Below are 25,832 nucleotides of genomic sequence, written 5' to 3'. Positions count from 1 at the left end.
TTTTTTGACTGCACTTTTATCTGGTGCTGCGTCTGCGCCTTTGAAATCCTTGGATTTCAACGCGTCTCGCACACTGCCAAGTCGTCCAGAAAAGACAAAACCCCAGTGCGCGAGGCGCCTGGGGTTTGCTGTGCCTGTGACTTGAGGCGCTGAGTTTGAATCCAGCTGTTGTCTCAAGTCACTGGCCCTGCGTCAGGGTCCCGCTCTTCTTCCGCCGGTATGAACCGGATCAAGTTCGTCGGGTTCGCTAATCAGCAGTTTTGCAACCACCTTTCGCATCTCAGCGCTTTCGCACACCCCGGAGCTGGATTCAGTATAGGCCGGATTTGCACGCTCACCAGGAAGTGCCACACAGGCAAACCCTAGTGCAGGCTCCGTCGTTTAGTCCAGGCCCTGCAACGCCAGCCATTCATGGCTGGCCGCGCGGCTGGAGCGCCACTGGTTGATCGCCGCACTCTTGTCTTCATAGCCCAGCGCAATACCAAAAGCGATCTGGTAACCCTCAGGCATGGATAGCTGCTCGATCAGCATGTCGTTGTACATGCGCCAGAAGCCTTGTGCGCAAGTAGCCAGGCCTTTTTCCACGGCCAGCAACATGAAGGACTGCAGATAGATCCCCAGATCCACCCACTGGGCATAGCCCATGCGCTCCTCCACGGCCACAAAAATGCCCACGGGCGCACCAAACATCTGGCCGTTCTTGGCCAGTTGCTCCAGACGTGCTGCCTTGTCCTCACGGCCGATATTGAGAGCGCGGTACAAGTCTTCGCCGTTTTCAAAGCGGCGGCTGCGGTAAGGCTCCCACAGGCCGGGCGGATAAGACAGGCCGGGGCGCTGCACGGCTTCGGTTTCTTTGGCACGAGCGCTCAAGTCCTTGAGTGCCTGCCCGCCCACGGCAGTTACACGCCAGGGCTGCATATTGCCGCCCGATGGGGCTTGCGAGGCGGTCTCCAGCAGCTCGCGCACCGTGGCCCCATCCACAGTCTGGGGCAAAAAAGCACGCACCGAACGGCGCTGCTGCAATGCTTGACGAATGTCCATCTCTTTTGTCTTTCTAAAAATGCTGCACTGCAGTGTAGAAGCTAATCACATATCCCTGAGCCACTCTGGAGACGTGATGCATTCCAAGCAGCGCCTCCCGCAGAGAACAACAGTCTCGGCGCGCTGACCTCTTCTTCTCTCCCTCCAGATCGACTACGGGCAAGCCCCATGAAAAAAGCCAGCACGGTGGCTGGCTTTTCGATCAGATCACTATCAAAACAGAAGCTTCAGGCGCTTACCCCATAAGCACAATAGGCTTATTTACCCATTATTTGATCGATCTTGTCCTTCTGGAAGGCCTCAGGACGCTCTGACTCGCAGGGCATGCAGTCATCGACCTTGCCCTGGATCGACAGCTTCTCAATCGCAGCCCACAGCAGCGCAATCTGCTTTTCATGACCGGCAGCGCCTTCGGACAGCGAGCGCATGGCCAGCGCCACGGGGTCGACCTCCGAGGTCACGCCATAGGCCGTAAAGCCGCGCTTGGCGCAGTCTTCATCCACTGCAGACGCGTGCACAGCAGAGGGTTTGTCATCGGCCTTCGCCGCAGGCTTGGCCACCGCTTCGTGCTCGGTCACATCTGCGCTCTGCCCGCGCTTGCTGGGAATGATGCGCGCCGGAATGCCCACTGCGGTCGCACCTGCGGGCACGGGCTTGATGACCACGGCATTGCTGCCGATCTTGGCGTCATCGCCCACCTCGAAGCCGCCCAGCACCTTGGCACCAGCACTGACCACCACGTTCTTGCCGAGCGTGGGGTGGCGCTTGGCGCCTTTATACAGAGAGGTTCCCCCCAAGGTCACGCCGTGATAAATCGTGCAGCCGTCGCCGACCACTGCAGTCTCGCCGATCACGACGCCCATGCCATGGTCGATAAAGACTTGCTTGCCGATCACGGCACCGGGATGAATTTCAATGCCGGTGAGCCAGCGCCCCATGTGCGAGATGAAGCGACCCAGCCATTTGAAGCCATGCGTCCAGCACCAGTGCGCCGGCCGCTGCAGCCAGATGGCATGCAGGCCGGGGTAACAGGTGATGACCTCCCAGGTGCTGCGGGCCGCAGGGTCGCGGTCGAGAATGCACTGGATGTCGGAGCGCAGGCGATCAAGCATCAAATTATCAACGTGAGGAAATGGTTAGCTTGCGAAGTCTAGCGGGTTGGCCGCTCGCTCTTGAGCATGGCTTTTGCAACACCGCGAAGAATATGGATTTCCTCTTCAGTCAGCTGCGCGCGATTGAAAAGCTGGTTAAGCCGGGGCATGAGCTTCTTGGGCGCAGCCGGGTCCAAAAAGCCGATATGGGCCAGCGCCTGCTCCCAGTGGCCCAGCATGCCCTGTACCTGTGCCATATCGGCGCGGTGCACTTCGGGCGTGTGCTCCACCACGGGAAATCCGCCCAGCGCTTCGCGCCAGTCATAGGCAATGACCTGAATGGCCGAGGCCAGATTGAGCGAGCCGAACTGAGGATTGGACGGAATCGACAGCGCCACATCGCAGCGGTAGACATCGTCATTGCTCATACCAAAGCGCTCGCAACCGAACAAAAAGGCTACGCCCTTCTGGTTGCAGACGGCGCCAGGCGTGGGCGTGTTATCAGTCAAATTGCCATCAACTGCAGGTTCAGAGCGCACATCCAGCTCACCTTTGAGGAGCAACTCAAAATGCTGGCGCGGCGTGCGCGTGGGAGGACCAAAATCACGCGGAGTCATGGCCGTGGCACACATGTGACTGATGCCATCCAGCGCCTCCTCCAGCGTGTCCACGATACGGGCCTTGTCCAGCACATCCAGGGCGCCACTGGCACGCTGAATGGTCTCTTCCTTGCGCAGCACATTCTTGTAGCGCGGGCGCACCAGCACCAAGTCATCAAAACCCATGGTCTTGAGTGCTCGGGCAGCCGCGCCCACATTGCCAGCATGGCTGGTTTCAATCAGTACGAATCGGGTTTTCATCAGCGCAGAATCAATACAAAAGGCCTCATTGGTGGCCTTGACAAAACAGGTCAGGCCTGTCGTTTCTTCGCTGTGGCCTGCAGAGCAAGCCAGACAAAAAAGCCCATGACTCACTGGGCTGCACAAGCAAAAAAAACGAAGGCTGGGTAGAATTGCCACTATTGTCGCCGCCCCGCATCGCCGGTCGCGGCTTTTGACGTTCTTACCCGCGTAGTTCAGCCCGCCTTTGCCGGGCTGCAGCCGCCAACGCACTCACAATTTATGTCGAACTCCCTGCACCCCATGCTTAACGTGGCCATCAAGGCTGCCCGCGCCGCTGGCGCCCTCATCAACCGTGCCGCCCTGGATGTGGAATCGGTGCGCGTTGCGCAAAAGCAGGTGAACGACTTTGTGACCGAGGTAGACCAGGCCGCCGAGCGCATCATCATCGAGACGCTGCTCAACGCCTACCCCCAGCACTCCATCCTGGCCGAAGAATCGGGCAGCGAGCACGGCTCCAAGAACTCCGACCATGTCTGGATCATCGACCCTCTGGACGGCACCACCAACTTCATCCACGGCTTCCCCGTGTACTGCGTGAGCATCGCTCTGGCCTACAAGGGCAAGATCGAGCATGCCGTGATCTATGACCCCAGCCGCAACGACCTGTTCACTGCGACCAAGGGCCGTGGTGCCTATCTGAACGAGCGCCGCATCCGCGTCTCCAAGCGCACTCAGTTGCGTGACTGCCTGATCTCCACCGGCTTCCCCTTCCGCCGTGGCGACAACTTCAAGCAATACATGCTGATGCTGGGCGAAGTCATGCAGCGCACCGCTGGCGTGCGCCGCCCCGGCTCTGCCGCGCTGGATCTGGCCTATGTAGCTGCAGGTTTTGCCGATGGCTTCTTTGAGTCCGGTCTGTCCATCTGGGACGTGGCAGCGGGTTCGCTGCTGGTCAGCGAAGCCGGTGGTCTGGTGGGCAACTTCACGGGCGAAGCCGACTTCCTCGAACAAAAGGAAATTCTGGCTGCCAACCCGCGCATCTATGGCTCGCTGATCCCCGTGCTGGGCAAGTACAGCAAATTTGCCAGCGCTGGCGAAAAGGCCACTGTGCGCCAAGCCGTGAAGACCGGTGAATTCGAAGAAGTGGCCGAAGAAGGTGCTGAGGCTGCTGCAGAAGAAACCAAGAAAGACGCTGAATAAAAAAGGCGGTCGCCCCACGACTGCGAAAAGGCCAGGCTCATGTGAGCCTGGCCTTTTTTATTGACTCCTAGCCCTTCATTACGCACCAGCCCTCAAGCAGATATCTGAGCGATCCCAAACCGATACCCACATCGGGTGCTACCTGACTACCCCGCAAAGTCTTATCCAGCAAGCTCGGCCAGGAAGCTTCTCTTTAGAAGCAGACAGCCAACCTGCGAGAGCAAAAGAAGATAACGGCACCGCTGATGTGGCACGCCATGCGTACTGGCCATGCTGTTCAAGTCGGCAAAAAGCGGCAAAGCACCCTGCTATTGGGCTTCACGGATAATGACCGGTTTGGCGCCCCAGACTCTGGCGCAGCGCCCCCTGTTTTGCATAACGCTGAAGCGATGACCCAGACAAGCACCGATACCCCGTCGCCGGCCCCATTTCCTGATATGAACGATTTGACAGGTCACACGCCAATGATGGCGCAATACCTGTCAATCAAAAAAGACTACCTGGACACCCTCGTTTTCTATCGCATGGGCGATTTTTACGAGCTGTTCTTTGGCGATGCTGAAAAGGTCACGCGCCTGCTGGATATCACGCTGACCTCTCGCGGCCAGACGGCAGGCATCCCTATTCCAATGGCGGGCGTGCCTTTTCATGCGCTGGAAAACTATCTGGGCCGCCTCATCAAAATGGGCGAATCGGTAGCGATTTGCGAGCAAGTGGGCGAGATTGGCGTGGGCAAGGGCCCGGTCGAGCGCAAGGTGGTGCGCGTGGTCACCCCCGGCACACTCACCGACAGCGAACTGCTTTCGGACAAGAGCGAAGCCATTTTGGTGGCGCTGCACACCGCTGGCCGCCAACGCGTGGGCCTGGCCTGGATGGCTGTGACACAGGGCCGCATTCATATGGCTGAATGCGCGGCTGATGAGGTGGGCAGCTGGCTGTCACGCATCGCGCCCAGCGAAGTGATTTACAGCGCTGGCGTGACCGAGCGTTTTGAACAAGCCCTGTTTGCCGTCAAGCACAGCGGTGCCATCACCTGCCCGCTGTCGCCCCGCCCCGACTGGCAGTTCGACTCGGGCCTGGGCGAGCGCAAGCTGCTCGAACTTCTGGGCGCTGCCAGCCTCAAAGCCTGGGAGGCCGAAGACCTGCCGCTGGCCCATGGCGCCAGCGCTGCATTGCTCTCGTATGCCGAGCACACGCAGGGCCGCAACCTCACTCATATCCACGCCATTGCTGTGCAGCGCGACGATGATCTGATCGCTCTGCCGCTGGCTACGCGTCGCAATCTGGAGTTGGTCAAGACGCTGCGCGGCGAGGATTCGCCCACGCTGTTTTCGCTGCTGGACACCTGCATGACCGGTATGGGCAGCCGCTTGCTCAAGACCTGGCTGCTGGAGCCCGAGCGTAATCGCAAGTCCGCCATGGAGCGCCTGGACGCTATTGGCGTGCTGCGCGGTGCTGGCGCGGGCATGGCGCCATGGCAGGCGCTGCGTGCCGAGCTCAAGGGCGTGAGCGATGTGGAGCGCATTACCGCCCGCACCGCCTTGCGCCAAGTGCGCCCGCGTGAGCTGGTAGGTCTGTCCAAAACGCTAGAAAAAGCGAAGCTGCTCGCGCAGTCTGGGCAAGCGCCATCGGCCTATTTGACCCAAATTTTCAGCGACCTGATTCCACCCGAAGGCTGTGCCGAGTTGCTGGCCCAGGCCATCATGGAAGAGCCCGCCGCGCTGGTGCGCGACGGCGGTGTGATTGCCACGGGCTTTGATGCAGAGCTGGACGAGCTGCGCGCCATTCAGACCAACTGTGACGAGTTTTTGCTGGAGCTGGAAGCCAAGGAAAAGCTGCTCACCGGCATTCCCAATCTGCGCGTGCAGTTCAACAAGGTGCACGGCTTCTACATCGAAGTCACCAACAGCTACAAGGATGCGGTGCCCGAGCGTTTTCGCCGTCGCCAGACCCTCAAGAACGCCGAGCGTTTCATCACGCCCGAGCTCAAGGCCTTTGAGGACAAGGCCCTGTCTGCCCAGGAGCGGGCCCTGCAGCGCGAGAAGTTTTTGTTCGAACAGGTGCTGGACCAGCTGCAGCCCCATGTGCCCCAGCTCACGCGCGTGGCGCAGGCGATTGCCGCACTCGATGTGCTGTGTACGCTGGCCGAGCGCTCGCTGACGCTGAACTGGGCCGCGCCGCAGTTCGTCAGCCAGCCCTGTATCGAGATCGAAGCCGGTCGCCACCCCGTGGTGGAGGCGCGCATGGCCGAGACCTCCAGCGGCAGCTTTATCGCCAACCACACGCGCATGAACCTCAATACGCGCATGCAGATCATTACCGGCCCGAACATGGGCGGTAAATCGACCTATATGCGCCAAGTGGCGCTGATCGTGCTGCTGGCCAGCATGGGCAGCTATGTGCCCGCCAGCGCCTGCCGCCTGGGCCCGATTGACGCCATTCACACCCGCATTGGCGCGGCTGACGATCTGGCCAATGCCCAATCCACCTTCATGATGGAGATGACCGAGGCCGCGCAGATTCTGCACGCGGCAACGCCCCACTCGTTGGTGCTGATGGACGAAATCGGCCGCGGCACCAGCACCTTTGACGGTCTGGCCCTGGCCAGCGGCATTGCCAGCCAGCTGCATGACAAGACCAAGGCTTTCACGCTGTTTGCCACCCACTATTTCGAGCTGACCGAGCTGCCCGCCAAGGCCAAGGCCGCCGTCAACGTGCACGTGGGCGCAGCAGAGTCCGGCAATGACATCGTGTTTCTACACGAAATCCAAGCCGGTCCCGCCAGCCGCAGCTACGGGATTCAGGTGGCCAAGCTGGCCGGCATGCCCGCCGGTGTGCTCAACCATGCGCGCCACGCGCTGGAAGCGCTGGAGAGTCAGGCCGGCGAGAACGATCTGCAGGTCAATCTGTTTGATGCGCCTGAACTATCGGACGATATTGCGTCCCCTAGCCCACTGGAGCAAGCGCTGTCTGCTATCAATCCTGATGCATTGAGTCCACGCGAGGCGCTGGAAGCGCTCTACCAGCTCAAGCAAGTGGCGGGCCGCAACAGCTAAGCTCAAGCACAGCCACTACACTTTCCTCTCTAACGCACTGCCTTCAGCCATGACTTATTGCGTCGCCCTCAAGCTCAACGCCGGCCTGGTGTTTCTGTCCGACTCCCGCACCAACGCGGGACTGGACCAGATCAGCACCTTTCGCAAAGTCATGCTGTACGAGCAGCCCGGAGAGCGCTTCATGGTGCTGCAGTCCGCCGGGAATCTGGCCATCACCCAGTCGGTGCGCGAGTTGCTGGAGAGCTTTCAGCTGCACGACACAACCACGGACGAGATGCTGACCATCTGGAATGTGCGCAGCATGTTCGATGCCGCACGCGTGCTGGGCGCGGCCGTGCGCCATGTGTACGATCGCGAGGCCGCTGCCTTGCAGCGCGCGGGCGTTGACTTCAATGTCTCCATGATCTTTGGCGGCCAGATACAGGGCGAGCGCATGCGCCTGTTTCAGGTGTACTCGGCCGGCAACTTCATCGAGGCGACCAGCGAGACGCCTTACTTCCAGATCGGTGAGTCCAAATACGGCAAGCCCGTGCTGGACCGCGTCATCACTGCTGAAACCCCGCTGGACGAAGCCGCCAAATGCGCGCTGGTATCCATGGACAGCACGCTCAAGTCCAACCTCTCGGTGGGCCTGCCACTGGATTTGATCGTCTACGAAAACAACCGCTTTGCCACCGATCGCATTGTCTGCCTGGATGCCGACAACCCCTATCTGCGCATGCTGCACGACAGCTGGGGCGAGCGGCTGCGCCATGTGTTCGACAGCATCGACGACCCGGCCTGGGATGGCGGCCAGACCGCCACGCCGATTCGTGTGCACAGCCCTCGCGCCCACCCGCTGGCCAAGGTGGGTGCGCCGACTGCACCCACCCAGCCCAGCAATGGTTCAGGCCATATGCCGCCGCAGGCACTGCGCCAGCCGGTCGTGCCAGCCCAAGCAGGCCTGAGCATGGCCAGCGAATATCAGCGTCTGCAGTCAGCGGAAGAGCAGGGGCGCCTGCAAAAGCAGGTCTCACTGTCCAGCCGGTAAACTGCAGCAGCCCCCTGACTAGCAGGGGGCGCTCCTCTCTTGTCCGCCTGACTTTCACACTGCGTGCCTTCCATGCCCCAGACCTCTGCCAGTGCCAGCCCTGAGAACACCTTGCCTATTGTGTTCGCCCACGCCAACAGTTTTCCGCTGGGCACTTACCGCATGCTGTTTTCCCTGCTGCGCCAGCGCGGCATTGCAGCCAGTGGCGTGGAGCGCTTTGGCCATGACCCGGCACGCCCCGTCACCAACCACTGGCCGCATCTGGTCGATGAGCTGATTGAGTTTGCCGAGCAAAAAGTGCAGCAACACGGCCAGCCCCTGTATCTGGTTGGCCATTCTCTGGGCGGAATTCTGAGCTTTCAGGCTGCCACCAAACGCCCCGACCTGGCTCGGGGCGTACTGCTGATCGACTCGCCCCTGCTAGGCGGCTGGAAGGCCAATGCCGTCGATCTGGCCAAGCGCACGCCCATCGTGGCCTCCGTCTCTCCAGGCAAAATCAGCCAGCGCAGGCGCACGACCTGGGCCAGCAATGAGGAAGCGCTGCAGCACTTTCGCAGCAAGAAAACCTTTGCCCAATGGCACCCACAGGTGCTGCAGGACTATGTGGAGCACGGTCTGGTGGACGACGCCAACGGCAAGCGCAGCCTGCTGTTCACCCGCGAGGTGGAAACCGCCATCTACAACACCCTGCCCAGCAACCTGAACAACCAGCTCAGGCGCAGCCCGCTGCGCTGCCCCGTGGCCTTTATCGGCGGGCGCTCTTCCGTGGAAATGCGCCAAGTGGGCATGGAGATGACGCAGCGCATGACCAAGGGCCGCATCATGATGCTGGACGGCGGCCACCTGTTCCCCATGGAGCGCCCACAGGCCACGGCGGCAGCCATCGAGGCGTCACTGCTGAACATGGAGCAGAGCATCTTGCAAAAGCAGGACTCCAGTGGCCAGACCTCTCTTGCTCATGCTTTAAGAGCTTGAGGGGCTTGCAGCTGAACGATTTCAAGCCCTAATCACACTCAAATCCATATTCGACGAGCGCTGGAAGCTATAAAAAAAGCCACTTGCTATTGCACAAGTGGCTTTTATCGAAAGCTCGGTGAATCACTTAGAGCAGCTAGCACCGCCCAGCAAATCGAAGATTTGCGGTTGAGACGAGTCGCTAAGCCGCAGGCAGTACAAACTGTACGACAAGGCGAAGCAACGACTTCTCAAGGGCTGTGCTGGCGGCTCTTAATGGTGCCAATCCACCACGCCGGTATAGGCCGTCACCAGCACGATAACGCCGAAGACGATGCGGTACCAGGCAAAGGGCACAAAGCTGTTGGTCGAGATAAAGCGCAGCAGCCAGCGCACGCACAGCCAGGCGCTGATGAAAGCGAAAAACAGGCCCACCAGGAACAGCGGCACATCGGCCAGGCTGAGCATGTGACGCTCTTTGTAGAGGCTATAGACACCCGCACCGATCAGCGTGGGCATGGCCAGAAAGAAGGAGAAATCCGTGGCGGCCTTGCGCGACAGCCCCATCAGCATGCCGCCGATGATGGTGGAGCCGCTGCGGCTGGTGCCGGGCACCAGGGCAAAACACTGAACAATGCCGACCTTGAGCGCATCAAGTGCCGTCATATCGTCCACCAACTGCACGCGGGTGGCGGCTGCGGGACGGTTCTCGGCCCAGAGAATCACGAAGCCACCCAAAATAAAGGTGGTTGCCACGATGACGGGCGTGAACAAATGCTCCTGCACGTATTTGCCGAACAAAAGTGCCAGCACTACCGCAGGCAAAAAGCCGATGATGACGTTGAGTGCGAACTTCTGGGCCTGGCGGCTGCTGGGAAGCTCCACCAAGGTGCTGCGAATCTTTTGCCAGTACACCAGCATTACGGCAAAGATGGCGCCGGTCTGAATGGCGATCTCAAACACCTTGGCCTTGCCTCCGACAAAGCCCATCAGCGAGCCCGCCAGGATCAGGTGACCTGTGGAAGAGATGGGCAGGAACTCGGTCAGCCCCTCCACAATGCCCATGATGGCGGCCTTGACCAGCAATAAAGTATCCACTCGAAACGTCCTTTGGATGCAGGGTTGAAACAAAGCCGCCCATTATCCGCTCGTCACTTTCGCTCTCACGGCCGCAAGACCCTTTCACGGCGCGAATCGCCAGACAATCGCAAACTTTTACAAGACATGCTTGTCCGTCGTGGGCAAGACCTCCAAGCTGTGCTGCAATGGATGCGCGTCGGCTGTCGGCGTTTTTTCAAAAAACACACCATCATGAAAAAATTTGTAGTCTTGGCTGTCGTGTCCCTGGCTTGCAGCATGAGCATGGCAGCTGGCGACAAGCCTAAAACCGCCCAGCAGCAGCTCATGGGCACTTGCAACACCGAAGCCACTGGCAAAAAAGGCGATGAACGCAAGGAGTTCATGAAAGCCTGTCTGTCCGACGGCAAAAAGCGCCAGCAAGAACGCATGAAAAGCTGCAACGCCGATGCCACCGGCAAAAAGGGCGATGAGCGCAAGGCCTTCATGAGCGAATGCCTGAAAAAAGACTGACGAACAAGGGATTCTTCACAGCATCAAAAAACGCCATGGAATTCATGGCGTTTTTTGATGCTGTTTATGCCACTCAAGCCATTGCCGTCAGTTGCATGACATTGTCCCAGTCCACCCCGTCCATCGCATCCCAGTGGGCCACAATCACGCAGCGTGGCTGCTCGGGCCGTTTCAAGTCTTGCGCCATGGCTGCCAGCGCCTGCTGCACATAGCACTGCGAAGACTTGTCTAATGCCGCCAGTGGCTCATCGATCAACACCAACTCAGCGCCACTGGCCCAGCCTGCGGCCATCCACAGCTTGCGCAGCGTGCCGCTGGAAAGCGCCTGCAGCGGCTTATACCCATGCGGCTCCAGCCCGAAGCCCTGCACATGCAGCTGAAACTGCTGAGACGACCATTTGGGGTAAAACGCGCTTTGCAGTGCCACCCAGCTCGTCACGGTCATGTGCCCATACGCCTCACCAAGCGGCTGGCGCGGGTCCTTCCAAAAGCAGGCACTGGCCCTCAGGCTGCCGTCTTCCGAAAACGGGTAGTGCAGCATCCCGCGGCTCAATGCCAGTTGGCCAGCAAGTGCCTTGAGCCAGCTGGTTTTGCCGCTGCCTTCATCGCCTTGCAGCAAGCACAGTCCGGCTGTCCAGCAATGCGACACCTCACGAGCCACCATCAGCCCCGGATAACCAAAGCTCACCTGCAGGGCCTGTGCCATACAGGGTGTGACACAGTGATCGTCAACCTCAATTTTCATAGCTACCAACCCTTTTTCAGTATGCGTTTAAGGCTGATTTCGCTAAACACCTGCTGGCAGGCATATATCACCGCTGCAGGCACAATGGCGTCCCCTTGAAGAAGCGCAATATGCCATGACTCTGGATTATTTGGAATTTGACTACAGCGAAGATGAAGAAGGCACGGGCACCTGGGATGCCATGGCCAGTGTCAAGGCAGAGCGCGTACCTGCACTGGCCGCAGAAATTGAAACCCTGCTGAGCTGGGCCAGCCAGAAGTTTGCGGGCCGCCAGGGTGCGGTGGAAGACGGCTTTGACTGGGACTATGACCTGCAGGCCCAGGATGATGATGGCCAGCCGCTGAACGCCCGCTTTGACAAGGCGGCCGGCATGCTGACACTGCAGACATCGGCCACTGGACGCACCACGGTCAATCTCTCGCTTTCCGGCTCCGCCCAGTTTGGTGATGCGCTGCGCGAAAAATTCGCGCTGGATGACTGAGCGGCTCCGCACCGCTCTCTGCCGCCCTCAGTTGTCCATCTCTTCGCGGCGCTTGGGCGCTTCAGCCGCATTCTTGCGGCTGGCACCGGCGCGGCCGGCCTTGCTCCACTGGTAATCAAAACCGTCCGGGGTCTTGCCGTCCTCAACCGCCGACACGCCCACGGGCCCGACCATATCGCGCAGCTCCGATGAAATCACCACATGGGCATGGCGCTCATCCTTGCGCAGCTGCTGGCACACGGCCAGCGCCTCGCTCATCTGTGCATCGGTAAAGGCCTGGCATTGCGGCTGCCAGACCGGTGTCTGGCCTTCAAGCTCGAAATTGCGCAGGTAGAAAACAGCAATGCTCATGGTTTGATCTTCACAACAAAACAGCTGCGGTTGTAACCCAGACCGCAAGCCTGCATGGCCCGCTCACTTTTTGAGGGGTGTCGCATCCAGCGGCTGCCAGCGCCCTGCCACGTTTTTAAGCAAGGTATTCACTGCCGTCAGGCGGCGGCTTTGCACATTGATCAGGCTGTTTTGCGCGCTGATGACGCTGCTCTGGGCCGTCAGCACATTCAGGTACGCCACCATCCCGGCCTTGTACTGGTTGTTGGCCACGGTGAGTGACTTCTGTGCAGCCGCCAGCGCCTCGGCTTGCACCTGCTGCTCCTGCGCCAGATTGCTGGCAGCGACCAGGTTGTCTTCCACCTCCTGCAGCGCCGTCAACACGGTCTGCTTGTAGGTGGCTCCGGCCAAATCCAGCGCCGCCCTGGCTGACTCCACGGCCGCACTACGCGCACCGCCATCAAACAGGCTCAAGGCCAGCGCCGGGCCCAGCGACCAGAACAGATTGGGCGCACTCAGCAGCTCGGATAGTTGCGAGTTGCGATAGCCCCCGCTGGCCGACAGCGTGAGTGACGGGAAGAAGGCTGCCCGCGCCACGCCGACCTGGGCGTTGGCCGCATACACGCGGCGCTCTGCGGCTGCGATGTCGGGGCGCTGCTCGAGCAAGGTCGAGGCCAGCATCTCCGGCACGGCAGGCGGGGCGGGCAGCTTTCCAGTCACGGGCAGGCTGAACGCCGCCGGGGCCTTGCCCAGCAAGGCGGCCAGCGCGTGCTCGTACTGGGCGCGCGTGGTCTGCGCCTCAATCAGGCTGGCCTGTGTACTTTTGTACTGGGACTGGGCCTGGGCCACATCGGCCGATGACACCACACCAGCCCGGTAGCGGTTTTGCGTGAGCTTGAGGCTTTGCTCATAGTTGCTCAGATTCTCTTGCAGAAACTGTATCTGGGCTTCTGCCGCACGCAGCGAAAAATAGGTCTGCGCCACCGATGCCTGCGCAGACAGGCGGGCTGCTGCCAGGTCATCCTGCGTGGCCTGTGCCGTGGCCTTGCCGCCATCGACTGCGCCCGAGAGCTTGCCCCACAGATCCAGCTCCCAGCTGGCATTCAAGCCCAGCGAGAAGTTGTTGTTGATACTGCCACTGCGCGCCACGTTCTCGCCATTGGTGTTGCTGTAGGTGCCGCCGCCCGTCAATGCCCGCGAGCCACTGCCTGTGGTGCCGAGCGTGGGCAACTGCGCTGCGCGACTGGTGGACACAGCGGCCTGCGCCGAGCGCAGCCGTGCCACGGCCTGCTCCACGCTGGGATTGCCTGCCGCAGCCTCGTCCTGCAACTGATTGAGGGTGGCGTCGTCATACACCTTCCACCACTCTGGTGGTACGGCAGCCGTTGAGCTGGAGCCGCTTTGCGCAGGCTGCCAGATGCCTTGCCTGGCAGCTTCAGGCGTGGCTTCCTTGAACTGGGCCGGTACATCCAGCGCAGGCACTTTGTAGACCGGTTGCAGCGAGCAAGCCGTGAGCAGCACCGCCGCCACCACCGGCAAGAGGCGTGGCATTGCGCGGGCTGAATGCTTCATAAAAGTGAGCTGCTGGCGGTTACCGTGATTGGGCTTGAAGCCTTTTTGATTCAAAAACAATGCTTGCATATTCTTCTCACTTCGCAGCGGGCAGCGGATGGGGGACAGCCGCCTGATGGCGACGCAGCCACGCAGGCCGCGCCGCCCAGCTGCGCAGCACGCGGCGGCGGGCGCGGTCGAGCAGCACATAGACCACGGGGGTGGTGTAGAGGGTGAGCAGCTGGCTCAGCAGCAGGCCGCCCACAATGGCAATGCCCAGCGGCTGGCGCAGCTCGGCACCATCGCCCTTGCCCAGCGCCAGCGGCAGCGCGCCAAACAGAGCCGCCATGGTGGTCATCAAAATGGGGCGCAGTCGCAGGTGGCAGGCGCGGTAGATGGCCTGGACCGCCGAGACATGGCCGCCCTTTTCCCGCTCCAGCGCGAAGTCGATCATCATGATGGCGTTCTTTTTGACCAGTCCTATCAGCAGGATCACGCCAATGAAAGCGATCAGCGAGAACTCGGTCTTGAACCACATCAGCGCCAGCAGCGCGCCCACGCCGGCCGAAGGCAGCGTGGACAGAATCGTCAGCGGGTGCACCAAATTCTCGTAGAGGATACCCAGCACCAGATAGATGGTGATGATGGCCGCAAGAATCAGCAGCGGCTGGCCCGCCAGCGCCTGCTGGAAGGCACCGGCCGAGCCGCTGAAGCTGCCGCGAATGGAGACAGGCACACCCAGCTCCAGCATGGCATTGCGGATTGCGTCATTGGCCTGCGACAGCGAGACATTGGGCGCGAGGTTGTAGCTCACGGTGCTGGCTGGTGTTCCGCTCTGGTGCTGCACGGACAGCGGCGTGGTCGATGTCGTGATCTTGGCAAAGGCCGTCAGCGGAATCTGCTGGCCCGCACTGTTGACAAAGAAGAAGCCACGCAGCGTCTCTGGGCTCTGCAGATACTGGGACGATGCCGTAATCACCACGCGGTACTGGTTGAGCGGGTTGTAGATCACGCCCACCTGACGCTGACCAAAGGCGTCGTTCAAGGTGTTGTCGATCTGCGAGACCGTCAGGCCCAGTCGTGCAGCCTGATCGCGGTCAATCACCAGCATGGTCTGCGTGCCGTTGTCCTGCACGTCACTGTTCACATCCGTCAGCTCCGGCAGGGTGGACAGCACTTGGCGTATGCGCGGCTCCCACAGGCGCAGCTCGGCCGTGTCGTCGGCCTGCAGCGTGTACTGATAGGAAGACATGCTTTGCCGCCCTCCAATGCGCACATCGCTCTGGGTCATCATGAACAGGCGCGCACCCGGCTCGTTCTTGAGCTTTTCGCGCAGGCGGTTGATGACTTCATCGCTGGAGACCTTGCGCTCTGCCATGGGCTTGAGCGACATGAACATATTGGCCGAATTGGCCTGACCGCCGCCGGTAAAGCCGGTCACGTATTCCACCGCTGGGTCCTGCTGCACCACATCGAGAAAACGCTTGATGCGCCGCTCCATGGCCTGAAAAGACGTGGACTGGTCGGCGCGGATAAAGCCCATGACGCGGCCCGTGTCCTCGCTGGGCATAAATCCCTTGTCAATGGTCTGGTAGAGGTGAATGTTGAGGCCTATGACCGCGACCAGACTGAGCAGCACCACAGGCTGATGACGCAGCCCCCATGCCAGCGTGCGGCGGTACAGCGTCGTGATGCGGTCTTCAAAGCGATCCATGGCCTGCGAGACACGCAGCCAGAACGCATCCCAGCGGCGTGCAAACGGGCGCTTGGCCCGCTCGGCTCGGCGGCGCTCTTCTTCCTCAGGCGTGCGCAGCAGGGCTGCACACATCATCGGCGTGGTGGTCAGCGAGATGATCATGGAGACCAGAATCGCCGCCGACATGACCACTGCAAACTCGCGAAAGAACCGTCCCACGATGCCGGCCATGAACAGGATGGGCACGAACACGGCGATCAGCGACAGGCTCATGGAGACCACGGTAAAACCGATCTCGCGTGCACCTTCGATGGCGGCCTGCATGGCGGTCTTGCCGCGCTCCATATGGCGCATCACGTTCTCCAGCACCACGATGGCATCGTCCACCACAAAACCCGCGGCCACGGTCAGCGCCATCAGCGAGAGATTGTCCAGCGTATAGCCGCACAAATACATGATGCCGAAGGTGCCCATCAGCGAAGCAGGCACGGCCACGGCCGGGATCAGCGTGGCGCGCAGGCGGCGCAGAAAGACGAACACCACCATGATGACCAGCGCTATCGAGATCAGCAGCGCGTTCTGCACCTCCTTGACCGAGGCGCGCAGCGTGGGCGTGCGGTCCGAGATCACCGTCACATCAATGGCCGGATTGATGGACGCCTTGAGCTGGGGCAGCATGGCCCGCACCTTGTCCACGGCCTGCAGAATATTCGCGTCGGGCTGCTTGAAGACTTGCAGCAGCACAGCGGGCTTGCCGTTCATCACGCCGTAGTTGCGTATGTCCTGCACGGAATCGGTAACCTCCGCCACATCGGACAGGCGCACGGCATTGCCATTGTTCCAGCGCAGCACCAGCGGCGCGTATTCGGCGGCGGTACGGGCCTGATCGTTGGTAGCGACTTGCCAGTAATGGTCTTCACGCTCCACCGCACCCAGCGGGCGATTGGCATTGGTAGCGCTAATGGCATTGCGCACCGAGTCCAGCGAGACGCCGTTGGCCGCCAGCCGCACCGGGTCCAGTTCCACCCGCACAGCTGGCAACGCACCGCCGTTGATGGAGGCCTGGCCCACGCCTTCCACCTGGGCCAGCTTCTGCGCCAGCACGGTGCTGGCCGCGTCATACATCTGGCCGCGTGTGAGGGATTCGGACGTCAGCGCCAGAATCATGATGGGGGCATCGGCCGGGTTGACCTTTCGATAGGTCGGATTGCCCGGCATGCCCGAAGGCAGTAGCGTGCGCGCCGCGTTGATAGCGGCCTGCACATCGTGGGCCGCGCTGTCCACCGTGCGCGTCAGGTCAAACTGCAGCGTGATGCGCGTGCTGCCCATGCTGGAGCTGGACGTCATCTCATTGACGCCCGCAATCGCGCCCAGCGCCCGCTCCAGCGGCGTGGCCACGGTGGCTGCCATGGTGTCTGGCGCTGCGCCGGGCAGGCTGGCCGTGACGGAGATGGTCGGGTAGTCCACCTGCGGCAGCGGGGCTACGGGCAGCAGAAAGTAAGCCATGCCGCCCACCAGCGCCATGCCGATGGTCAGCAGCATGGTGGCAATGGGGCGGAAGATGAAGGGCGTGGAGATGCTCATCGCCCGGCTCCATGACCGTCATCACGGCCTTCTGCACCCAGCACCTCGGCTTCGGAGTGCGGCACATGCTTGACGGCAGGCAGACCACGCTTGACGCGCCAATTCTCGGCCCAGCTCTCAAACGTGAGATAGATCACCGGCGTGGTGAACAGCGTCAGCAGCTGGCTGACCAGCAGACCGCCCACCAGCGTCACGCCCAGCGGCTGGCGCAGCTCTGCGCCCACGCCGGTGCCCAGCATCATGGGCAAGGCACTGAACAAGGCGGCCAGTGTGGTCATGAGAATCGGGCGAAAGCGCAGCAGGCAGGCCTGATAAATGGCGTCGCGTGCATTCATGCCCTCTTCACGCTGAGCGTCCAGCGCGAAGTCGATCATCATGATGGCGTTCTTCTTGACGATGCCGATCAGCAAGATGATGCCGATGATGGCGATGATGTCCAGATCCAGCCCCGCCAGCAGCAGCGCCAGCAGCGCCCCCACGCCCGCCGATGGCAGGGTGGAGAGAATCGTGATCGGGTGAATCGTGCTCTCGTAGAGCACGCCCAGCACGATGTACATGGTGATGATGGCGGCCAGCACCAGCAGCAAGGTGCTGGACAGCGAAGCCTGAAAAGCCAGCGCCGCCCCCTGAAACTCGGAATCCACCGACAGAGGAATCTGCCCCTCATCACGCAGTTGCTGGATCACCCCCTGCGCAGCATCCACCGCATGGCCCAGCGATACGCCTTGTGCCGTATTGAAGGAAATGGTTGCCGCAGGCAGTTGCCCCACATGGTTGACGGCCAGCGCCATGGGACGCTCGCTCACCGTGGCAATTGAAGACAGCGGAACCGGCGCACCATTGCTGGATGCGGCGTAGATGTTCTGCAGCGCCTCCGGCCCCACCTTGAACTGCGGCGCTACCTCCAGCACCACGCGGTACTGGTTGGACTGCGTGAAGATGGTGGAGATCAGCCGCTGGCCAAATGCGTTGTACAGGGCCGAGTCCACCGAAGACACAGTTACGCCCAAGCGGCTGGCCTGCGCACGGTCAATCTGCACATAAGCCTGACGCCCTTGGTTCTGCAAGTCGCTGCTCACATCCTGCAACTGGGGCAGCTGCTGCAGACGCTCTACCAGTTGCTTGGTGCTGGTCGTGAGCTGCTCCATGTCGGGCGAGGACAGCAGCAACTGATACTGCGTGCGGGCCTGACGGTCTTCAATCGTCAAGTCCTGCACAGCCTGGGCATACAGGCGAATGCCGGGTACGGCCTGCGCATCATCGGCCAACCGATTGAGCACCACGGGCAGGCGGTCGCGCTGATCGTGGGGCTTGAGGTCGATCTGAATACGCCCCGTATTCAGCGTGGTGTTGGTGCCATCCACGCCAATGAACGAGGAAATCGATGCCACGGCCGGATCTTTGAGCAGATGCTCGGCCAGCGCCTGCTGGCGCTCTGCCATGGCGGCGAAAGAGATGGACTGATCAGCCTCGGTGGTTGCGGCAATCGTGCCGGTGTCCTGCTCCGGGAAAAAGCCCTTGGGCACGACAAAGTACAGCAGCACCGTCACCACCAGCGTGGCGATGAACACCAGCCAGGTCAGCTTGCTGTGATCCAGCACCCAGGTCAGCATCCGGCCGTATTCGGCAATCACCTTGTCGAAAAAACGGGCCATGGCGGCACCCAGACCTTTGGACTCTGCCTTTTCCTTCTCGGCCTCGGGCTGGTGGCGCAACAGGCGCGCGCACAACATGGGCGTGAGCGTGAGCGAGACCACAGCGGAGATCAGGATCGCCACGGTCATGGTGATGGCAAACTCATGGAACAGACGACCCACCACATCGCCCATGAACAGCAGCGGAATCAGCACCGCCACCAACGAGATGGTCAGCGAGATGATGGTGAAGCCGATCTGCTTGGCCCCCTTGAGGGCGGCCTGCATGGGCGGCTCGCCTTTTTCCACATAACGGGCGATGTTCTCGATCATCACGATGGCATCGTCCACCACAAAGCCCGTGGCAATGGTCAGGGCCATCAGCGTGAGGTTGTTGATGGAAAAGCCCGCCAGATACATGACGCCGAAAGTGCCTATCAGCGACAGCGGAACCGCCACACTGGGAATCAGCGTGGCCGAGGCACTGCGCAGAAACAGGAAGATGACCATCACCACCAGTGCAATGGCCAGCGCCAGCTCAAACTGCATGTCCTTGACCGAGGCGCGAATGGTGACTGTGCGGTCAGTCAGCACCTGCACATCGACCGAGGCTGGCAAGGTCTCCTTGAGCTGGGGCAGCAGGTTCTTGATGGCATCGACGGTGTCGATCACGTTCGCGCCGGGCTGACGGCGAATATTGAGAATCACGGCCGACTTGGAGCCGCTCTCAGGCGTACCCGCCCAGGCGGCCAGACGTGTGTTTTCGGCATCGTCCACGGTCTGCGCCACATCCGACAGGCGCACGGGGTTGCCATTCTTGAAAGCGATGATGAGGTTGCGGTACTCGGCCGCCGACTGCATCTGGTCGTTGGCATCGATGGTCGATGCCCGGTTAGGGCCGTCAAAGCTGCCCTTGGCCGTCTTGACGTTGGCAGCCGAGATCGCAGAGCGCACATCATCGAGCGTCATGCCAAAGCTGGCCAGCGCTGCGGGATTGGCCTGAATGCGCACGGCCGGGCGGCGCGCACCGGCAATGGCCACCAGACCCACACCCTTGACCTGCGAGAGCTTGGGCGCGAGGCGGTTTTCCACCAGATCATTGATCTTGATGACGGGCAGCGAAGGCGAGCTGATGGCCAGCGTCAGCACCGGCGCATCGGCCGGGTTGACCTTGCTGTACAGCGGGGGCATGGGCAGGTCGCTGGGCAGCAGATTGGTTCCCGCGTTGATGGCGGCCTGTACCTGCTGCTCGGCCACATCCATGGACATATCCAGCGCAAAGCGCAAGCTGATGACCGAGGCACCGCCCGAGCTGGTGGACGACATCTGGTCCAGTCCCGGCATCTGGCCAAACTGGCGCTCCAGCGGAGCGGTGACGTTGGAAGTCATCACATCGGGGCTGGCGCCCGGATACAGCGTGGTGACCTGAATCGTGGGGTAGTCCACCTCAGGCAGAGCCGAGATGGGCAGCAGACGGTAGGCAAGAATGCCCGAGATCAGCACCGCCACCATCAGCAAGCTGGTGGCAATGGGCCGAAGGATAAAGAGGCGCGAGAGATTCATGATGGACGCTGGCTCTGACTCGTCTCAGCGGCCTGCGCCGGTGCCACTTGCTTCACGTTCGGCACGCAGCTTCTGGAAGAAGGCGCGGCGCTCTTCGGGCGACATGGACTCCATCTTTTCACGCTGCTCGGGTGTCAGTTGCGGGCGATCTCCTCGACCTTCGCCTTTTTCGCCTCGTGGTTCTGCACGCTCGCCATGCGACTGCGCTGCTGCATCAGGCTTTGCATCCACCTTGGGCTCGGGTCTGGCCTCCGGGCGAGAGTCTTTCGCTTCAGGCGCTCGCGCAGCCGGTGCTGCACCAGGGCCACCTTCTTTGCCGCCATTGACCCCACGCTCGGCGCGCAGCTTCTGGAAGAATTCCTTGCGTTCCTCGGGAGTCATCTTGAACACCTTCTCCCGCTGCTCAGGGCTGAGGTTGCGCATCATGCCGCGCGGCTGGCTGGCGGCATCCTGCACGGCCTGATCGACCTTCTTGACCTTTTCAGAATCCACCACCGTCACCTGCGCACCTTCACGCAGGCGGTCAATGCCATCGGTCACCACCTTGTCGCCGGGCTCCAGCTCGCCACGCACGCTGACATAGTCGCCATCCGTCACTCCCACGGTGATCTTGCGTTGCGTGACCGTGTTGTCAGGCTTGACCAGATAGACAAAGTTGTTCTGCACCGCGTTGGCGGGCACCGCCAGCACCTGATCGAGCTGGCGCATCTGCAGCTTGACGTTGACGAACTGGTTGGCAAACAGACGGCTATCCGCATTGTCAAACGCGGCCTTGGCCTTGACGGTGCCCGTCGTCGTGTCGATGGTGTTGTCCAACGCATTGAGCTGGCCCTTGGCCAGAATCTGCTTTTGTTCGCGGTCCCACAGCTCTACAGGCATCACCTTTCCTGCGCGCAGTTGCTCTGCCAGCTGGCTGACATGGGCTTCGGGGATGGAGAACACGGCATCAATGGGGCGAATCTGCGTAATGGTTACCAGCCCGTTGGCATCCGATGCGTTGACCACATTGCCCAGATCCGCTTGGCGCAAACCCAATCGCCCGGAGATCGGCGCCGTGACCCGGGTGTAGCTCAGCTGTAGCTTGGCGGCATCCACCTGCCCCTGATCGGCTGCCACCGTGCCTTTGAGCTGGCGCACCAACGCCTGCTGCGTCTCCACCTGCTGACGGGCAATGGAGTCCTGCGCCAGCAAATCCTGATAGCGCTTCAAGTCCAGCTCGGCATTCTTGAGCTGGGCCTGATCCCGGGCCAGCGAGCCTTGCGCCTGCGCCAGCGAGGCGGCAAAGCTGCGCGGATCAATCTCCGCCAGCAACTGACCGGCCTTGACCTCATCGCCTTCCTTGAAGTGCAGCTTGATCAGCTCCCCCGAAACCTTGGCCCTGACCACCGCCGTGGCTCTGGCATTCATGGTGCCGATGGCGCTGATAAGCACGCGCATGTCGCGCTGCTCCACGATGCCGACGGAGACCGGCTGGGCTTGGCCCATGCCACCGGGGCCGCCCGGCCCCATGCGTCCGCCCCGCCCTGGGCGCCCTGCACTTGCTCCTGATTGAGTAGCAGACTGCGCTGACGGGTTCTGCGCTGCACCCTGTTTCTGCTGATACCACCAATATCCACCACCTGCGGCAGCCAGCGCCAAAGCGACGCTGACAAGAACGGCGGGCCGAGTCTGACCACGCTGGGTGAACAAGGAGGAAGAAGTCAAAAAATGGGTATGCAGCATGGTGTGAGCGCAGGAAGATCTAGCCTAGATTGCCGCCAATGGTAGCTATTAGCATTTACAAGCAGGCACTATCGGGCCGACCTTTGCCCGCATTTACTCCGGCTTTACCTTGGATTTACCTGCCGGGCTTGCCGGCAAACCGGCAACCGGGCTGAAACAGTGCTGACTTTCACCGCAGCAATCGCTGCCTGTTTGTGCTTCATGCTTGTCGGTTAACGCCTCCCGTGTGGAGCCATGTGGAGAACTGAGCGACCGGGCCAGGACCCGCCCCCAAGGAGATAGCTGTATGACCACCGAACGACTGACCAATCACCCCGAAGAAGCTGCCGTGCGCGTGCCGCTGGAGCTGTACATGCGCGGCCACGCCGAAGACAACGCCGACCATATGCGCGCCGCCTTCATGCCCACCGCCCGCCTGGAGTCTGTGCGCGAAGGCCCGCTGACATCATGGGATGTGGACTTCTACTGCCAGCGCTTCAAGAACCAGCCCGCCGCTGACGAAGCTACCCGCCGCCGCGTGATCGACTCTCTGGACATCGTGGGCACAGCCGCCATGGCCAAGGTCACGCTCTACCACGGTGCGGTGACTTTTACCGACTACTTTGTACTGCTCAAGACCGAGCAAGGCTGGAAGATTGCCAACAAAGCCTTCCACGCTCAGCCTCAGTAATCTGACGGTCTGCTCACTTTGCATCAAAGCCCTGCCCTCACCGGCAGGGCTTTTTTATTCCGCCTCAGAACATGTTGTTGGTCTCGGCGCCTCGCAGCAAGACTGAAGCCTCCCAGCCACTTCTCCAGCCTTGCCTGCCGTCTTGACCTTGCTCAAACTGCCACGTATTTACCCTAGGTTGATCCGATCAAGCCCGCCAAAACAGATTGCACCCACTTACACCGGGGCGCGCAAATAGCCATTCAATTTCCACTCAAATTCAAAAATAAACCATGCCCAGCAATCACTTACAGCTACTAATCAAATAGCAAAAAGCGCTGATATTCAATCACCACATTTGCGTACTTTTTTGTAAAAAACACCCTGCCTGCATCCGTAGAATCTCAAACTCGGTTTAAGAACTCAGATCGCCCCAAGGCTTACCAGCCCCAACCGTGCGACGCATAGACAGCCTATTTTTTGGAGACACCATGCAGGCTTTACTCGCCCTGTCCAGGGCCATAGACAGGCTTAATGCCTTCATCGGCAAATATTCCATCTGGCTCATATTTGCCGCCACCTTCATCAGCGCCGCCAACGCCATCGTTCGCAAGGTTTTTGACACCAGCTCCAACGGCTTTCTGGAAGTGCAGTGGTATCTGTTCGCCTGGTCGTTTCTGATTGCCGCCGGCTACACCCTGCTGCACCGCGAGCATGTGCGCATTGACGTCATCAACTCACGGCTATCTAAAACAGCGCAGGTCTGGATCGACATCATCGGCTTTGCCCTGTTCCTCACCCCCCTGTGCCTGACCATTTTGTGGCTGAGCATGCCGGTAGTGATTCAGATGTACCAGTCCGGCGAAATGTCGGGCAACCCTGGTGGCCTGATTCGCTGGCCCGTCTGGGCTGCCATCCCGGTGGGCATCACGCTGCTGATGCTGCAAGGCTGGTCTGAACTCATCAAGCGCATCGCCTTTCTGACCGGCCATGGCCCCGACCCCATGGGCAAGCTGGCAGACAAGAGCGCCGAAGAAGAACTGGCCGAGGCGCTGCGCGCCGAAGCCGAACGCAAGCAGGCTGAAGCGCTGACCGCTCAGGCCAAAGCATAAGAAGTAGCGGGAGACATCTATGGAATTCATCGCTACCAACTACGCCCCCATCATGTTTGCGGGGCTGATCTGCTTCTTGCTGCTGGGCTTTCCTGTTGCTTTCAGTCTCGGCGCTGCGGGCCTGGCCTTCGGCTTTCTGGGCGTAGAGCTGGGGGTCTTTCCTTCTTCCGTGATGGCTTGGCTGCCTCAGCGCCTGATCGGCATCATGGCCAACGACACCTTGCTGGCCGTTCCCTTCTTCACCTTGATGGGCCTGATTCTGGAGCGCTCCGGCATGGCCGAGGATTTGCTCGACACCGTCGGTCAGGTCTTCGGCCCCATCCGCGGTGGTCTGGCGCTGGCCGTGATCTTTGTGGGCGCGCTGCTGGCCGCTACCACCGGCGTCGTCGCTGCTTCGGTGATCTCCATGGGCCTGATCTCTCTGCCCATCATGCTGCGCTATGGTTATGACCGCCGCCTGTCTGCAGGCGTGATTGCGGCGTCAGGCACGCTGGCCCAGATCATTCCGCCATCGCTGGTGCTGATTCTGATGGCCGACCAGCTGGGCAAGAGCGTGGGCGATATGTACAAGGGCGCCTTCATCCCCGGCTTCATGCTCATGGGCATGTATGTGCTGTGGGTGGTGCTGCTGGCCATCTTCAAGCCCAAGATGGTGCCTGCCCTGCCCATTGAGGCGCGCATCTACCGCGAAGCCAATGGCAACGGCGGCTACACCTCGCTGTTCGTGGTCATGGGCCTGTCCACCATCGTCGCCATCTTCCTGGCCAGCCACATGGCCGATCTGCACACCTGGTGGCAGGGCAAGGAAGTGCTGGATGTGCCCACGGACGAAAAGATCGTCACCGCCATGTGCGGCGGCACCTTCATCGCCTTTGTGATGGCCTCCATCAACCGCGTCTTCAAGCTGGGCCTGCTGTCCAAACTGGCCGAGCGTGTGACCTTTGTGCTCATTCCGCCGCTGCTGCTGATCTTTCTGGTGCTGGGTACCATCTTCCTGGGCATTGCAACGCCTACCGAAGGCGGCGCCATGGGTGCCATGGCAGCGCTCATCATGGGCTTTGCCCGCAAGCGCCTGAACATGACGCTGCTCAAGCAGGCGCTGGCATCGACCACCAAGCTGGCCAGCTTTGTGATGTTCATCATGATCGGCGCCACCACCTTCAGCCTGGTCTTCCAGGCGGCCGACGGCCCCAAGTGGGTGGAACATCTGCTGACCGGCCTGCCCGGCGGTCAGGTGGGCTTCCTGATCGTGGTCAACCTCATGATCTTCTTCCTGGCCTTCTTCTTGGACTACTTTGAACTCTCGTTCATCGTGGTTCCGCTGCTGGGCCCTGTAGCCGAGAAGATGGGGATCGATCTGATCTGGTTCGGCGTGCTGCTGGCCGTGAACATGCAGACCTCGTTCATGCACCCGCCCTTCGGCTTTGCGCTGTTCTTCCTGCGCTCGGTCGCGCCCGACAAGCAATACGTGGACCGTGTCACGCACAAGGTCGTCGAGCCTGTCACCACCATGCAGATCTACAAGGGTGCCGTGCCCTTTGTGCTGATTCAGCTGGTGATGGTGGGCACGCTGATCGCCTTCCCCGGCATTGTGACCGGCGCGCTGGACAAGCCCGTTGTTGTCGACATGAACCAGGTGGGCAACCAGATGCTGGAGCAGCTCAATGACGCCGGTGATGGCTACGGTGCAGACAATCCTTTTGAAGCCCCCGCAGGTGGTGACGAAGGCTTTGCCCCAGAGATCTCTCCTGGCGCAGAGCAGCCGACACCTGAGATGCCCACACCGGATGCCGGTGGTTATGGCTCCGATGATCCAGCCAAGGCGTTGCTGGACTCGCTGAACGCAACCCCAGCCAACCATTAAACGGCTGTACTCCGCCATCAAAGCCCTGACGCATTGCATCAGGGCTTTTCTCATGGCGCAGCGGCTTACCATGGCTCACTTCAAGCACCACACAGCC

At 60.9% G+C, this 25,832-nt stretch carries 19 protein-coding genes and 1 riboswitch; of the genes, 9 read left to right on the top strand and 10 right to left on the bottom strand.

The window, feature by feature from the left end:
• Window positions 1–189: 189 nt before the first annotated feature.
• Window positions 190–311: riboswitch (TPP riboswitch) on the bottom strand.
• Between the two features lie 70 nt (window positions 312–381).
• From AC2I9W_RS11145 to AC2I9W_RS11135, 3 genes are all read right to left on the bottom strand, one after another.
• Complete coding sequence (locus AC2I9W_RS11145; RefSeq protein WP_486410030.1) at window positions 382–1,041, bottom strand: nitroreductase; 660 nt, start codon at window positions 1,039–1,041, stop codon at window positions 382–384.
• 257 nt (window positions 1,042–1,298) lie between these two features.
• A complete protein-coding gene (gene cysE, locus AC2I9W_RS11140; RefSeq protein WP_486410029.1) occupies window positions 1,299–2,153 on the bottom strand; it encodes a serine O-acetyltransferase in 855 nt (284 codons plus the stop codon).
• 38 nt (window positions 2,154–2,191) lie between these two features.
• Complete coding sequence (locus AC2I9W_RS11135; protein WP_486410028.1) at window positions 2,192–2,992, bottom strand: RNA methyltransferase; 801 nt, start codon at window positions 2,990–2,992, stop codon at window positions 2,192–2,194.
• A gap of 261 nt (window positions 2,993–3,253) precedes the next feature.
• Between AC2I9W_RS11135 and AC2I9W_RS11130 the strand changes: the two genes are divergently transcribed.
• The 4 genes from AC2I9W_RS11130 (at window position 3,254) to AC2I9W_RS11115 (ending at window position 9,235) form a co-directional block, all read left to right on the top strand.
• A complete protein-coding gene (locus AC2I9W_RS11130; RefSeq protein WP_486410027.1) occupies window positions 3,254–4,174 on the top strand; it encodes an inositol monophosphatase family protein in 921 nt (306 codons plus the stop codon).
• A gap of 437 nt (window positions 4,175–4,611) precedes the next feature.
• Window positions 4,612–7,230: a DNA mismatch repair protein MutS gene (gene mutS / locus AC2I9W_RS11125; RefSeq protein WP_486410026.1), complete on the top strand. Its 2,619-nt coding sequence runs from the start codon at window positions 4,612–4,614 to the stop codon at window positions 7,228–7,230.
• Window positions 7,231–7,279: 49 nt separating this feature from the next.
• Window positions 7,280–8,260: a proteasome-type protease gene (locus tag AC2I9W_RS11120; RefSeq protein ID WP_486410025.1), complete on the top strand. Its 981-nt coding sequence runs from the start codon at window positions 7,280–7,282 to the stop codon at window positions 8,258–8,260.
• A gap of 72 nt (window positions 8,261–8,332) precedes the next feature.
• Complete coding sequence (locus tag AC2I9W_RS11115; protein ID WP_486410024.1) at window positions 8,333–9,235, top strand: alpha/beta fold hydrolase; 903 nt, start codon at window positions 8,333–8,335, stop codon at window positions 9,233–9,235.
• Window positions 9,236–9,487: 252 nt separating this feature from the next.
• Here the strand turns inward: AC2I9W_RS11115 and AC2I9W_RS11110 are convergent, their stop codons facing one another.
• Window positions 9,488–10,312 (bottom strand): undecaprenyl-diphosphate phosphatase, encoded by an 825-nt coding sequence (locus tag AC2I9W_RS11110; protein WP_486410023.1) that lies wholly within the window; start codon window positions 10,310–10,312, stop codon window positions 9,488–9,490.
• A gap of 213 nt (window positions 10,313–10,525) precedes the next feature.
• Between AC2I9W_RS11110 and AC2I9W_RS11105 the strand changes: the two genes are divergently transcribed.
• Window positions 10,526–10,804, top strand: coding sequence for a PsiF family protein (locus AC2I9W_RS11105; protein ID WP_486410022.1), 279 nt, complete (start codon window positions 10,526–10,528; stop codon window positions 10,802–10,804).
• A 73-nt stretch (window positions 10,805–10,877) separates the two neighbouring features.
• On the opposite strand, the gene AC2I9W_RS11100 is transcribed toward AC2I9W_RS11105, so the two are convergent.
• Window positions 10,878–11,549, bottom strand: coding sequence for an ABC transporter ATP-binding protein (locus AC2I9W_RS11100; RefSeq protein WP_486410021.1), 672 nt, complete (start codon window positions 11,547–11,549; stop codon window positions 10,878–10,880).
• Between the two features lie 115 nt (window positions 11,550–11,664).
• Between AC2I9W_RS11100 and AC2I9W_RS11095 the strand changes: the two genes are divergently transcribed.
• Complete coding sequence (locus tag AC2I9W_RS11095; protein WP_486410020.1) at window positions 11,665–12,030, top strand: hypothetical protein; 366 nt, start codon at window positions 11,665–11,667, stop codon at window positions 12,028–12,030.
• 27 nt (window positions 12,031–12,057) lie between these two features.
• On the opposite strand, the gene AC2I9W_RS11090 is transcribed toward AC2I9W_RS11095, so the two are convergent.
• From AC2I9W_RS11090 to AC2I9W_RS11070, 5 genes are all read right to left on the bottom strand, one after another.
• Window positions 12,058–12,381 carry a hypothetical protein gene (locus AC2I9W_RS11090; RefSeq protein WP_486410019.1) on the bottom strand — a complete coding sequence of 108 codons (324 nt, stop codon included), beginning with the start codon at window positions 12,379–12,381 and terminating at the stop codon, window positions 12,058–12,060.
• A gap of 63 nt (window positions 12,382–12,444) precedes the next feature.
• Window positions 12,445–13,911, bottom strand: a complete 1,467-nt coding sequence (locus AC2I9W_RS11085; protein WP_486410018.1) for an efflux transporter outer membrane subunit — start codon at window positions 13,909–13,911, stop codon at window positions 12,445–12,447.
• 97 nt (window positions 13,912–14,008) lie between these two features.
• Window positions 14,009–17,191, bottom strand: a complete 3,183-nt coding sequence (locus AC2I9W_RS11080) for an efflux RND transporter permease subunit (protein ID WP_486410017.1) — start codon at window positions 17,189–17,191, stop codon at window positions 14,009–14,011.
• Complete coding sequence (locus tag AC2I9W_RS11075; protein ID WP_486410016.1) at window positions 17,188–20,388, bottom strand: MdtB/MuxB family multidrug efflux RND transporter permease subunit; 3,201 nt, start codon at window positions 20,386–20,388, stop codon at window positions 17,188–17,190. Before AC2I9W_RS11075 ends, AC2I9W_RS11080 begins: the two co-directional genes overlap by 4 nt.
• Window positions 20,389–20,412: 24 nt before the next feature.
• The gene (locus tag AC2I9W_RS11070; RefSeq protein WP_486410015.1) at window positions 20,413–22,110 is read right to left on the bottom strand and encodes an MdtA/MuxA family multidrug efflux RND transporter periplasmic adaptor subunit; all 1,698 of its coding nucleotides are present in this window, start codon (window positions 22,108–22,110) and stop codon (window positions 20,413–20,415) included.
• Window positions 22,111–22,396: 286 nt separating this feature from the next.
• Here AC2I9W_RS11070 and AC2I9W_RS11065 point away from each other — a divergent pair, with 286 nt between their 5' ends.
• The 3 genes from AC2I9W_RS11065 (at window position 22,397) to AC2I9W_RS11055 (ending at window position 25,735) form a co-directional block, all read left to right on the top strand.
• Window positions 22,397–22,780, top strand: coding sequence for a nuclear transport factor 2 family protein (locus AC2I9W_RS11065; RefSeq protein ID WP_486410014.1), 384 nt, complete (start codon window positions 22,397–22,399; stop codon window positions 22,778–22,780).
• Window positions 22,781–23,250: 470 nt separating this feature from the next.
• The gene (locus AC2I9W_RS11060) at window positions 23,251–23,871 is read left to right on the top strand and encodes a TRAP transporter small permease subunit (RefSeq protein WP_486410013.1); all 621 of its coding nucleotides are present in this window, start codon (window positions 23,251–23,253) and stop codon (window positions 23,869–23,871) included.
• Window positions 23,872–23,890: 19 nt separating this feature from the next.
• Window positions 23,891–25,735, top strand: a complete 1,845-nt coding sequence (locus AC2I9W_RS11055; protein ID WP_486410012.1) for a TRAP transporter large permease — start codon at window positions 23,891–23,893, stop codon at window positions 25,733–25,735.
• The last annotated feature ends 97 nt before the right edge of the window (window positions 25,736–25,832 follow it).

The sequence above is a fragment of the Comamonas sp. FUJ_7 genome (genome assembly GCF_057369555.1).
The sequence above is the reverse complement of the archived record's forward strand: the minus strand, read 5'-3'. Positions and strand labels throughout refer to the sequence as shown.